Below are 11723 nucleotides of genomic sequence, written 5' to 3' on the forward strand. Positions count from 1 at the left end.
GCTCGACCTCGGCGACAAGGTCGCCGACCACGTGTTCCGCACGAAGCTCGTCTCCTTCGGATAGTCGACGACGTCCGCCCGCCCGCCGGTTCGACACCGCCGGGCGGGCGGGTGGTCGGAGATCGGAACCGCCCCGGAGGGGCCCACAGCACAGCGGTGCCGGAGCGACCCCGCCCCCCTCAGCCGGCCCCGCCCGGCGGCGGGCCCGCCTGCCGCGCTCGGTCCGCCCTGGCTCTGCGTGCGCCCCGGTCCCCGTTCCACAGGCGGACGGCGAGGACGGCTCCCGAAGCGGCGAACAGGCAGGCAGTGATCAGTAGCCACCGGCGCAGGAACACGTCCGCCGGCAGGGCGGTGCTACTCGTGTAGTGGCCGACCTGCCCGAGGATCAGCGGCCAGTACACGAGCAGCAGGACGCCCGAGACGAATGCGGGCACCCGGAGGTGGTTCACGCCGACCCGCGGCGCGCGCTCCCCCTCCCCCGCCCCGTGTCCGAGGAGCCGCTGGACGCCCAGGTCGGCCGCCACGTACAGCGGCAGGAGGACGAGGTCGTGCACGAGCGCAGCCCCGACGAACCACACGGCCACCCCGAGGGTGTCTCCTTCCAGCAGGCGCAGGCCCGCGTAGCAGGCCAGGGCGAAGGAGACGAGCGACAGCAGCAGGTGGAGCGGGGACGCACCGTAGCGGGGCCCGAAGCCGGCCGGGGCGGTGCCGGTGCCGGGCGGCCTCACGAGGGTGCTCCGAAGGTGAGGCGGGTGACCCACTTGGTGTTGTGGACACCCGGTGCCCCGGGGACGATCACCCGGGCGGGGTAGCCGTGGTCGCGGGAGAGGACCGCCCCGTTGACCCGTACGGCCAGCAGCGAGCGCGGGTCCCGGGCCTGGTTGCCGCTCAGGACGACCGAGCTGAACGAGCCGCCCCTCTGGAGGGACTGGACCAGGACCTGTGGCGGGTGCGCGCCCAGGCCCACGAGCGCGGCCAGGTCGGTGAGACGGACTCCGCTCCAGTGCTGGTCGGCGGTCGACCAGCCCTCCACGCAGGCGATGGGCAGCAGCGCTTCGCTCTGGGGCAGCCCGAGGAGCTGGGCGTAGGTGAGGTCGATCTGGCGGCCGCCGCCGCGCACTGTCAGCCGCCAGGCCGGGCCGGTGTCGCTGGGGCGGATGCCGACGGAGGCGGCGGTCTTGTTGATCTGGAAGCCGTTCGGTCCGGTGCCCGGGTCACTGCCGTGCGGTGCCAGGAGGGCCGTCCGGCGGAACCAGCCGCCGAAGTTCTGTCCCGCGGTCACGAGGAGCAGGGCGAGGGAGCCCAGTCCGACCATGCCCAGCGCGCCCCGCCGGGAGATCGTGGGAGCGGCCGGGCGGGGTGAGACCAGGCCTGCTGCCTCTTCGCTGTCCGGGGCCGGCTGCCGCGGCCCGGCGCGCAGGGCCCCCACGGCCCGCCGGAGCCGGAAGGCCACGTGGACCGCGAAGGCTCCGATGAAGACCCAGGCCCCGTAGAAGTGCAACGTGTAGAAGGAGCCCGGGAAGATGTAGTGGAGTTGGGTGTTGAGGATGCCGGTGGCGAACTCGAACCCGGCGCCTCCCACGAGCAGGAGGAGGGAGAGCCGCTCGACGGCGTGGGCTGCCAAGTGCACCGGGGGCCAGGTGAAGAGCTTCGGGATGACCGACCACAGCTTGGCGAGGAGGACGGGCACGAGCACGATGCCGAGCGTGACGTGCACGCCCTGGGTGACCCGGTAGAGCCAGTACGGGGAGGTCGGCCAGGAGAAGAGGTAGAAGCCCAGCCACCCCTTGCCCGGGGTCTGGTCGTTGACGGCCGCGAGGTCGGGCTCGTACGCGGCGTACGACAGCAGGCCGGTGACGAAGACGATCGTGATGCCGAAGAGCAGGACGATCCCGAGCACTGCGGTCAGCCAGGGGCCGCGCAGCGGGCTGCGCCAGAAGTCGGGGCGTGTAGGGCCCCGTGGCGGGCCGGCGGCCCACCCGGCCGCCAGGGCCGTCCGCAGCCGGGCGAGGCCCGCCGGGTTGTGCTCGTCGGATTCCGTTCCCGTACGCGCCGGGTCGGCGGATGCGGCAGACCTGCCGCTGTTCGCGTTCATGGGGTTCCTCCGCAGATTCCGCATGAAGGGGTTCACCGGGTCTTCCCCGCCTGGGAGAGCGTGTCCGGCCCGGCCGTGCGGTCCGGGGTGCCGGGGCGTCCGCGGGTTCGACGGCGCAGTGCCCAGCCGCAGATGACGGCGAGCGCGGCGGCGGCGTAGACGGCCGTGCCGGCGCCGGGAACCGCGCGGCCGGTGAGGTAGGCGGCCGCCCCCGCGAGTGCGACACCGAGCCATTCCCAGCGGCCGTCGAGCGCCACCAGGGCGATCAGGAGGAGGGCGTACCAGGAGTAGCCGGGAGTGGTGAGCAGGAACGCGGTCCCCGCGACCAGGAGGGCGCCGCTCCACGGGCGTTCGGGGTCGCCGCGCCGGATCACGTGGAGGCTGACGGCGAGCATGCCCGCGAGGACGGCGGGCACGGACCAGGAGTCGGGGAGCAGCAGGCGCAGCAGGGCGTAGCGGTTGCCGGTGGAGGGGTCCTGGTAGCCCTCTTCGTCGGCGTACCCGGCGAGGTAGCCGAGGACGGAGGAGTGGGAGAGCAGGACGTACGGGAGGTAGAGGGCGGTGAGGACGGCGGCGGCGGGGAGCAGGGTGGCGGCGGCGTCGCGGGTGCGGCGTACGCCGGACAGGGCCCCGGGGAGCAGGACGGCGGGCAGGAGTTTGGTCGCGACGGCCAGGCCGAGGATGGCTCCGCCCCGGGCCCGGTGGCGGACCGTCAGGCCCAGGGCGAGGACGGAGAGCAGGACGGCGAGGGCGTCGGCGTGGGCGTTGTTGACGGCTTCGACGGGGACGGCGGGGCACCAGGCCCAGTACGCGGCGGTGCGGGGGTCACCGCGGCGGCGGAGGATGCGCAGCAGTGCCAGGGTGGTGGCGACGGCGAGTGCGGCGCCGCCCGCCTGGAGGGCCTTGTGGCGGGCTCCGTCGGGTGAGAGGGCGTGGACGAGGAGGAAGTACAGCTCGCCGGCCGGGGGGTAGATGGTGTGTACCCGGGGGCGGTTGATCCGGGTGCAGACGTCTTCGGAGACGGCGGAGATGTCCGGCTCGTCGCAGGCCGTGCCGGTGGGGAACAGCCAGGTGTCGCGGTACGGGAGGAGGGCGGTGTCGGCGGGGGCGTGGTCGTAGGGGGAGATGCCCGCCGCCTGCACGCGGCCGTCCCAGGCGTAGCGGTACGAGTCGGTGCTGGTGCGGGGTGGGGCGACCAGGCCGGTCAGGGCGACGGCGAGGCCGCCGGCGAGGACGAGGGTGGCGGCGTGCCGGGCGGGTGCCCGGCGCAGGGACCACACCGCCGCCGCGAACAGGACCCAGCAGGCGGCGTACAGCCAGGACAGGCCGGCCGGGTCCGCGAAGTAGCCGTCCTTGCGCACGGTGAGGACGAGCGTCGCGGCCAGGGCGGCGACGAGGACGGCGGTGGCGGCGGTGGCCCGTACGGGACGGGCGGCGGGCCGGGTCACGGCGCGGTCCGCGGGACGGTGGGTGCCTCGGAGCCGCGCCCTGTGCCGGGGGCGAGTTCGGTGAAGTGCCGGCCGGCCGCCGTCCAACTGCCGACGGTGCACCAGCCGGCCGCCCCGGCGTGGCGCAGCAGGGCCCGGGGGCCGGCCCGGGCCCAGGGGAAGGGGGTGCCGAGCGTGCCGCGGCCGTCGTCGAGGCGGACCTCGCACCGCTCGTCCACCTCGACGGGCGCGGCCTCGGCGACCAGTCGGCCGCCGGGGGCGAGCAGGGCCGCGGTGCGCTTGAGGAGGGCGGCGGGATCTCCGCCGATGCCGATGTTGCCGTCGATCAGCAGGGCGGTGTCCCAGCGTCGTTCGCCGGGCAGGGGGTCGAAGACGGAGCGGCACAGGGCCGTTCCGCCGCGGCGCACGGTCCGCGTCACGGCGGCCGGGGTCACGTCGATGCCGAGGACGCGGTGGCCCCGTCCCGCGAGTGCCGCGACGAGGCGGCCGGGACCGCATCCGATGTCGAGGACGCTGCCGCGGCAGCGGGCGAGCACGCTGTCGTCGCCGGCGTCGGTCTCCGCGCACCAGCGCTCGACGTCCAGCGGCAGCAGCCAGCCGTCCGTCCGCCGCAGGAACAGGGGACCCTGCCCGGTGCGGAGGGCCGTGCTGTAGGGGTCGGCCTGCCATTGCCGGTCCTGGGTGGCGGGCGGGCGCGAGGTGGTGGCCCTCATCGTGCCGCCGCCGTCCGGGTGCTGAGCTGCCGGTGGAGGGTGCCGAACCGGCCGGCCGGTGCCAGGGCGGCCACCGCGGCGGCGTCGGCGGCGGTGTCCACGTCCCGCAGCAGCGGCAGCAGGCCGGTGCGCAGGCCGGCCTCCCGCAGCCGCTCGTACTGCACCGCTCCGGTCTCGGGTGCGGACATGGGTACGCCGATCAGCAGTTCCGGGTCGGGTGCCGCCAGGCCCAGGGCCCAGAAGCCGCCGTCGTCGGCGGGACCGAACCAGGCGTCGCATCCGTCGAAGGCCAGCGCGGGCGCCAGGAGCTCCGGGGTGACCTGCGGGGTGTCCATGCCGATCAGCAGCGCGGGGCCTGCGCAGTCGGCGAACGCGGCCACGAGCCGCTCGTCGAGACCGTGGCCGCGCTGCGGTACGACCTCGATGCCGGGCGGCAGCCACGGTCCCGGGGTGCCGTCGAGGACGAGCACGTGCCGCCGGGCCGGGGTGGCCAGGACGGCGGCGAGGGTGTCGGCGAGCGCGGCTTCGGCCAGGCCTGCGGCCTGCGCCGGCGTGAACGGGGGGGTGAGGCGGGTTTTGGCCCGCCCGGGCACGGGCGCTTTGGCGATCACGAGCAGGGTGGTCACCGGGCACCCCCGGCCCGCTCGGCACGTCCGGGGGCAGCGGGGACGTACGGGGGCTCGGCGAGCACCGCGCGCATGTCGCGGACCGCGTTCCAGGTGCCGCGCCAGGTGCCGGTGACCTTGGACCTGCCGCTGCGCGGCAGGTAGGGCACGTCCTGCTCGCGCACCCGCCAACCCGCGTCGGCCGCCCGGACGACCATCTGCAGCGGGTAGCCGGATCGCCGGTCCGTCAGCTCCAGGCCCAGCAGCGCCTGCCGGCGCATCGCCCGCAGCGGGCCGAGGTCGTGCAAGCGCAGGCCGGTACGGCTGCGCAGCATCCGGGAGAGGGCGAGGTTCCCCGCCCGGGCGTGCACAGGCCAGGCTCCCCGGCCCCGGGGGCGGCGACGGCCGAGCACGAGGTCGGCCTCGCCCGCGGCGACCGCCCGGACGAATCCGCTCAGCAGACCGGGGTCGAGGGAGGCGTCGCAGTCGCAGAAGCAGACGTACTCGGCCTCGGCTGCCAGCAGTCCGGCGTGGCAGGCGGCGCCGAAACCCCGCCGGGGCTCCCGTACGACGGTGGCGCCCAGGGAGGCGGCGATGCCGGCGGATCCGTCGGTGGATCCGTTGTCCACGACCAGGGCCCGCCAGCCGGCGGGGATGCGGGCGAGGACCCACGGCAGGGCCTCGGCTTCGTTCAGACAGGGAAGGACGACGTCCACGGTGTCTTGGCTCACGACTGCCACCGTAGGAATTCAAGGCGCGCATGGCGGGCATCGACTCCTTACGAAACACGGACGTCGGCGGTGCGGGCCGGCCCCGGCACGGACGCCGGGCGGTGCCGGGTGGGAGGCTTGCCGCCATGAGCACTCCGACACCGCCCGCCCGGATCCTGGTCGTCGACGACGATCCGACCGTCGCCGAGGTCGTCACCGGCTACCTGCGCCGGGCCGGCCACAGCGTGGAGCACGCCGCCGACGGACCCGCCGCCCTCGATGCGGCGGCCCGGGCAGTGCCCGACCTGGTCGTCCTCGACCTGATGCTGCCGGGGATCGACGGGCTGGAGGTGTGCCGACGGCTGCGCGCCGAGCACCCCGTTCCGGTGATCATGCTGACGGCGCGGGGCGACGAGGACGACCGGATCGCGGGCCTGGAACTGGGAGCCGACGACTACGTCACCAAGCCGTTCAGCCCCCGGGAGCTCGTCCTGCGGGTCGAGTCCGTGCTGCGGCGCAGCCGGGGGAACCGGGCCGGGACGGCAGAGGCCCGGACCGTGCTGTGCGCGGCCGGGCTCAGCCTGCACCCGGAGACCCGCCGGGCCTCCAGGGACGGGCTGCCGCTCACGCTCACCCTTCGGGAGTTCGACCTGCTCGCGCATTTCCTCGCCCACCCCCGGCGGGCGCACAGTCGCGAGGAGCTGATGCGGGACGTGTGGGGATGGGACTTCGGGGACCTGTCCACCGTCACGGTCCATGTGCGGCGCCTGCGCGCCAAGATCGAGGACGACCCGGCCGCGCCCAGACTCATCCAGACCGTGTGGGGCGTGGGCTACCGCTTCGAGCCGGCCGAGGACGAGGCAGCGTGAAGGACGTCCTGCTGATCGCCCTGTTCGCCTTCGGCGGCGCGGCCTGCGCCGGTGCGCTCGGGGCCGTGGCGCTGCGGCTGCTGCGCCACCGGTCGGTGACGGTGTCCCTGGCCGTGGTCGCGGCGGTGACCGTCACCGCCATGCTCGCCGGGACGCTGGCCGTGGCCCGGGCGATGTTCCTGTCAGCCCACGACCTGACCGTCGTCACCCTCGTGGTGGCGATGGCCGCCACCGTCTCCCTGGCCACCGCATTGCTGCTGGGCCGCTGGGTGGTGGCCCGCAGCCGGGACCTCGCGCGGGCGGCCCGGGACTTCGGCGACGGCGGCAGCTTCGCCGCGCCGTCGGCTCCGGCCACCGCCGAACTGACCGACCTGGCCCGGGAACTGGCCGCCACCAGCGCCAGGCTCACCGCTTCCCGGGAACGCGAGCGATCCCTGGAGGCCTCCCGCCGCGAACTGGTCGCCTGGATCTCCCACGACCTGCGCACCCCGCTCGCCGGCCTGCGGGCCATGGCCGAGGCGCTGGAGGACGGCGTCGCCGCCGACCCCGCCCGCTACCACCGGCAGATCCGCACCGAGGTCGAGCGTCTCAACACCATGGTCGGGGACCTCTTCGAACTGTCCCGCATCCATGCCGGCGCCCTCGAACTGGCCCCGCACCGCGTCTCCCTGCACGACCTGGCGGCCGACGCGCTCCTCGGCGCCGACCCGCTCGCCAAAGAACGCGGGGTACGGCTGCGGGGTGCGCACGTCGGCCACGTGCCGGTCGACGTCGACGGCAAGGAGATGACGCGGGTCCTGGCCAACCTCCTGGTCAACGCCATCCGCCACACCCCGGCGGACGGCACGGTGGCCATGGCCGTCGACCGGCGCGACGGGACCGCTGTGCTGTCCGTGACCGACGGCTGCGGCGGCATCCCCGAGGAAGACCTGCCCCGGGTCTTCGACACCGGCTGGCGCGGCAGCCCGGCCCGCACACCGCCGGCCGGCGCGGGGCTCGGGCTGGCGATCGTACGCGGCATCGTCGAGGCCCACGCAGGGCGCGCGGAGGTCCGCAACGTACCGGGCGGCTGCCGCTTCGAGGTCACCCTGCCCCTCGCCGACGCGGGCGTCTGACCGGCGCTACACCGCTCCGGCCGAGGCCCGCTGTCCGGCCCGGGCGAACTCCGCCATGCCCGCGGCGAAGCCCACCTGCGGGCGCCAGCCCAGGTCGCGCCGCAGCCGGGACGAGTCCGCCGTGATGTGCCGCACGTCGCCCAGCCGGAACTCCCCCGTCACCACCGGCGCGGGCCCGCCGTGCGCCGCCGCCAGCTCCACCGCCATCTCGCCGACGGTGTGCGGTTCTCCGCTCCCCACGTTGTAGGCGGTGTGGCCGCCGGGCGGGTGGCCGGCGAGGCCCGCCAGGGCAGCGGCGTTCGCTCCGGCCACGTCCCGGACGTGGACGAAGTCCCGGCGCTGGCCCCCGTCCTCGAACACCCGGGGCGCCTCTCCCCTGGCCAGCGCCGACCGGAAGAACGAGGCCACGCCGGCGTAGGGGGTGTCCCGCGGCATCCCGGGCCCGTACACGTTGTGGTAGCGCAGCGACACGGCGACGCCTCCGACGGACCGGGCCCAGGCGGCGGCCAGGTGCTCCTGGGCCAGCTTCGTCGTCGCGTACACGTTCCGGGGATCCGCCGGGGCGTCCTCGCCCACCAGCCCGGGGACGAGCTCCGCCGCGCACACCGGGCAGCGCGGTTCGAAGCGGCCCGCCTGCAGGTCCTCGACCGCCCGGGGCCCGGGACGCACGACTCCGTGCCCGCTGCACACGTAGCGGCCTTCGCCGTACACCACCATCGACCCCGCCTGCACCAGGGTGCGGACCCCGGCCTCCGCCATGCCGGCGAGCAGCACCGCCGTGCCCAGGTCGTTGCAGGACACGTAGGCGGGGGCGTCCGCGAAGTCCTTCCCGAGGCCGACCATGGCCGCCTGGTGGCACACGGCGTCCACACCGCGCAGGGCGGCCCGGACCGTGCCCGGGTCACGCACGTCGCCGCGGATGAACTCGGCGTCCGGCGGCTCCGGTTCGACGGCATGGGCGGCGGGCAGCAGGGCATCGAGCACCACCGGCTCGTGCCTCTCGGCCGCCAGTGCGGCGACGACGTGCGAGCCGATGAACCCGGCTCCTCCTGTGACGAGTACGCGCATGGCGGGCACGCTACGGAACCCGGCCCGGCGCCGGCGGTTCCCGCACCGGGACGTAAGGCTTCCGTCACCAGCTGCCCGGACACCAGCTGCCCGGAGGGTGCCGGCCGAGGAACCGGCGCGAGCCGGGTCCGGCCGTGCTCCGGCGCCGACGGGTGAGAGTCGGTCACCTCGCCCGCGCGCATCGCCGCATCCGCCCGAGCGCCGTGCGGGCAGAGTCGGCGGACCTCTGTGCCCGCCATGGCCTGGCAGGCCCGGAGCGGGGACCGGCCCAGCCTGGAAGGCGGCTGCGACCCTCTGCCGCTGCCGCCCGCAGCGTCACTCGGTCGGCAGACCGGCCGCGAACGCGAGGACTTGACCGATCCAGCCGGTCAGATCCTCGTCCTCGGAAAGGGCGGACGCGACGACGACCCAGCCGCGCATCGGGCGGCCGGTGAAGTCGAACGGCCGGGTCCCGGGCCGCGCGAGTGCAGCGTCCGCGGCGTCGGGCCGACCCGGACCATCACCTCGTCCCCGATCACCGACCTGTCCGCCGCGCACCTCTGGGACGCCTCCTGCGTGGCAGTCCTGGACGCGATCGAATGGAAGTACGTCCAGCGCGGCAAGACGGTCGGGATCACCGGCCTCAACGCCCCGAGCGCCGACCTCCACGGCAAGCTCACCGGCGAACTCACCGGCAGCCACTGACACGGCGCGCGGACGGAGAAGAGGACCCTGGTGTCTGACCGGGGTCCTCTTCTCCGTCCGCGACACAGGCGGATCGGATCACACCCGGCATCCGTTGTTCCCGGCTATTCCGTGATGGCGATCTCGCCCTTGACCGCGGCCGGGGAGGTGTCCGGGCCCGGCTTGGGTGCCGTGAGGCCCTTGAGGAGCTGGGCGAGGTCGACCCCGGTGGTGGAGCCGAGGAGTTCCATGCCCTGGGCGACGTTGTCGGCGACCGTGCGCGAGAGCTTGCTCGCGCCGTCGGTGGAGATGACGGTCATCTTGTCGATGGCGGAGAGGGGTTCGGCCGCCTTTGCGACCACCTGGGGCAGGGCGTCGACCAGCATCTGCACCATGGCCGCATCACCGTAGCGCTCGTACGCGTCGGCCTTCTTCTGCATCGCCTCGGCCTCGGCGGTGCCCCGCGCCGCGATGGCGGCGGCCTCGGCGTCGCCCTCCAGGCGGACGGCGTCCGCGATGGCGGCGCGGCGGGCGCGCTCGGCCTCGCCGCGCTTGGCGCCCTCGATGGCCTCTGCCTCCGCGAGGGCCGAGCGGCGCTGCTTCTCGCCCTCACCCGTCAGACGGGCCCGCTCCGCCTCGGCCTCGGCGGCGGCGATCGCGGCCGCCCGCTCGGCCTCGGCCTGCTTCACGCGGGCGATGCGCTGGGCTTCGGCCTGCTGCTCGGCCTCGTAGCGGCGGGCGTCGGCGGGCTTGCGGACCTGGGTGTCGAGCTGGCGGTCGGTCAGGGCAGCCTGGCGTTCGGCGACCTTCTCCTGCTCGGTGAGGATCTGCTGCTGCCGGTCGGCTTCGGCCAGCGGGCCGGCGGCGTTCGCCTGGGCGGCTGCCGCGTCGGTTTCGGCCTTGATCTCGGCCTGCCGCAGGTAGAGGGTGCGCTGCGCGAGAGCGATCTCCTCCTCGGCCTTCAGTCGGGCCTGTTCGGCGGCCTGCCGGGCGTTGGCCTCGGCGATGTCGGCCTCCTGCCTGGCGCGGGCGGCCTCGGGGCGGCCGAGGTCCTCCAGGTAGGAACCCTCGGTGCTGATGTCCTGGATCTGGAAGGCGTCCAGCACCAGGCCCTGTCCGGACAGGCTGGCCTCGGCTTCCTCGGCGACCTGCCCGGCGAACGCGGCGCGGTCGCGGATGACGTCCTCCACCGACATCCGGCCGACGATCGCGCGCAGCGCGCCGGAGAGCACTTCCTGGGTGAAGCCGACGATGCCGTCCTGTTGCTGGAGGAACCGCTGGGCCGCGGCCCGGATGGCGTCCTCGGTGCCGCCGACCTTGACGATCGCGACGCCTTCGAGGTGGGCCTTGATGCCGCGCAGCGTGACCGCACCCCGGACGGCGACGGGAATGTGACGGCTGGACAGGTCGAGGGTGTAACGCTGCTGCACGAACGGCACGACGAACACCCCGCCGCCGACCACGACCTTCTGGCCGCTGTTGTCGGTGAACACCTGCCCGGTGTCCGGGTCGGTGGCCTGCTTGCCGCGCCGGCCGGTGATGATGAACGCCTCGCTGGGACCCGCGACCTTGTACCGGGTGACGACGACGAGGGCGAGCAGGACGAGGAGTACGACGACTCCCGCGACCGCGATGACGACTGGACTCATGAGGGCTCCCCCTGGCTCCCGGAACGGGGCGGATCAGTGGTGAACACGAAGGACGAAAGCGAGGCGAAAGGGTTCGCCGGTGCTGCTCAGCGTTCGATGGCGCGGACGGTGACCGACGTCGTGGAGGGCGTGGCCGTCACCCAGACCTCGCAGCCCCGCTCCAGCGGGGCGTCGGCGGTCGCGGCGTACTTCACCGGCTGCCCTCCCAGCGACAGCAGTACCTCGCCGAAACCGCCGGTCGGGATGGCGGTGACCACCCGGCCCGCCGAACCGACGAGTTCCGCCTGGTGCGGGGCACTCCCGCCGCCGTGCCGGAGCAGGGCGCGGCTGAAGCGGTACGTCGCCCAGCCCGCGCCCGCTCCGGCCACAGCGCCCGCAGCGGCTGCCGCTCCCGGCCCGAGTCCGGTGGACCCGAGCACGATCGCCCCCGTGAAGCCGAGCATCGAAACGAAGCCCGCGATCACCGGAAGCGACAGCCACCCGTCGAACAGTCCGTCCAGGGCACCGTCGAAGACTCCTTCGAGCACCCCGTCGAACACCAGCGAGACGGCGAGCAGCACGATCCCCCCGATGCCGAGACCCAGAAACAAGCCCATGTGCACCTCCCCCGCCTGACCACCGTTCCCGCCGGACAACGCCAGACTGCCAGGCGGGCGGCCACGCGCACATTGCCTGTCGTCGGCAATCTTTACGCCTTCTTGATGCCGCCCTCCTGCTGTACCTGCGCCGTCGACTACGGCCCGGAACGGCGGCCGTGGTCGCGGGCGAAGGCGTCGAGGATCTGCCGT

11 protein-coding genes and 1 pseudogene are annotated in these 11723 nt (G+C 74.6%); 3 read left to right on the plus strand and 9 right to left on the minus strand.

Going from position 1 to position 11723, the window contains the following annotated elements; genetic code table 11:
- Positions 1 to 179 precede the first annotated feature (179 nt).
- From LG634_RS36890 to LG634_RS36915, 6 genes are read right to left on the minus strand one after another with little or no spacing between them, the layout of a single operon-like run.
- Entirely contained in the window at positions 180 to 728 is a 549-nt protein-coding gene (locus tag LG634_RS36890) for a hypothetical protein (RefSeq protein WP_226740838.1), read from the minus strand.
- Positions 725 to 2095: a molybdopterin-dependent oxidoreductase gene (locus LG634_RS36895; protein WP_226740839.1), complete on the minus strand. Its 1371-nt coding sequence runs from the start codon at positions 2093 to 2095 to the stop codon at positions 725 to 727. The genes LG634_RS36890 and LG634_RS36895 overlap by 4 nt, the downstream gene beginning before the upstream one ends.
- 32 nt (positions 2096 to 2127) lie before the next feature.
- Positions 2128 to 3543: a glycosyltransferase 87 family protein gene (locus LG634_RS36900; RefSeq protein WP_226740841.1), complete on the minus strand. Its 1416-nt coding sequence runs from the start codon at positions 3541 to 3543 to the stop codon at positions 2128 to 2130.
- Positions 3540 to 4256 carry a class I SAM-dependent methyltransferase gene (locus LG634_RS36905; RefSeq protein ID WP_226740843.1) on the minus strand — a complete coding sequence of 239 codons (717 nt, stop codon included), beginning with the start codon at positions 4254 to 4256 and terminating at the stop codon, positions 3540 to 3542. The genes LG634_RS36900 and LG634_RS36905 overlap by 4 nt, the downstream gene beginning before the upstream one ends.
- Positions 4253 to 4882: a TIGR04282 family arsenosugar biosynthesis glycosyltransferase gene (locus LG634_RS36910; RefSeq protein ID WP_226740844.1), complete on the minus strand. Its 630-nt coding sequence runs from the start codon at positions 4880 to 4882 to the stop codon at positions 4253 to 4255. The genes LG634_RS36905 and LG634_RS36910 overlap by 4 nt, the downstream gene beginning before the upstream one ends.
- Positions 4879 to 5601: a glycosyltransferase family 2 protein gene (locus LG634_RS36915; protein WP_226740846.1), complete on the minus strand. Its 723-nt coding sequence runs from the start codon at positions 5599 to 5601 to the stop codon at positions 4879 to 4881. Before LG634_RS36915 ends, LG634_RS36910 begins: the two co-directional genes overlap by 4 nt.
- A gap of 116 nt (positions 5602 to 5717) precedes the next feature.
- Here LG634_RS36915 and LG634_RS36920 point away from each other — a divergent pair, with 116 nt between their 5' ends.
- Both LG634_RS36920 and LG634_RS36925 read left to right on the plus strand, forming a co-directional pair.
- Complete coding sequence (locus tag LG634_RS36920) at positions 5718 to 6440, plus strand: response regulator transcription factor (RefSeq protein ID WP_226740849.1); 723 nt, start codon at positions 5718 to 5720, stop codon at positions 6438 to 6440.
- Positions 6437 to 7555, plus strand: a complete 1119-nt coding sequence (locus LG634_RS36925) for a sensor histidine kinase (protein WP_226740850.1) — start codon at positions 6437 to 6439, stop codon at positions 7553 to 7555. The genes LG634_RS36920 and LG634_RS36925 overlap by 4 nt, the downstream gene beginning before the upstream one ends.
- A 6-nt stretch (positions 7556 to 7561) precedes the next feature.
- Here the strand turns inward: LG634_RS36925 and LG634_RS36930 are convergent, their stop codons facing one another.
- The gene (locus tag LG634_RS36930) at positions 7562 to 8623 is read right to left on the minus strand and encodes an NAD-dependent epimerase/dehydratase family protein (RefSeq protein ID WP_226740852.1); all 1062 of its coding nucleotides are present in this window, start codon (positions 8621 to 8623) and stop codon (positions 7562 to 7564) included.
- Positions 8624 to 9136: 513 nt separating this feature from the next.
- On the opposite strand from LG634_RS36930, the pseudogene LG634_RS36935 reads away from it, so the two are divergent.
- Positions 9137 to 9307, plus strand: a pseudogene (locus LG634_RS36935) (SulP family inorganic anion transporter); the annotation flags it as partial.
- A gap of 104 nt (positions 9308 to 9411) precedes the next feature.
- Here the strand turns inward: LG634_RS36935 and LG634_RS36940 are convergent.
- On the minus strand, positions 9412 to 10935 hold the full coding sequence (locus tag LG634_RS36940) for a flotillin family protein (RefSeq protein ID WP_226740853.1): 1524 nt from the start codon (positions 10933 to 10935) through the stop codon (positions 9412 to 9414).
- A gap of 86 nt (positions 10936 to 11021) precedes the next feature.
- On the minus strand, positions 11022 to 11531 hold the full coding sequence (locus LG634_RS36945; protein ID WP_226740855.1) for an NfeD C-terminal domain-containing protein: 510 nt from the start codon (positions 11529 to 11531) through the stop codon (positions 11022 to 11024).
- Positions 11532 to 11723 lie beyond the last annotated feature (192 nt).

It is taken from the genome of Streptomyces bambusae, from assembly GCF_020532645.1.
Lineage (GTDB): Bacteria > Actinomycetota > Actinomycetes > Streptomycetales > Streptomycetaceae > Streptomyces > Streptomyces bambusae.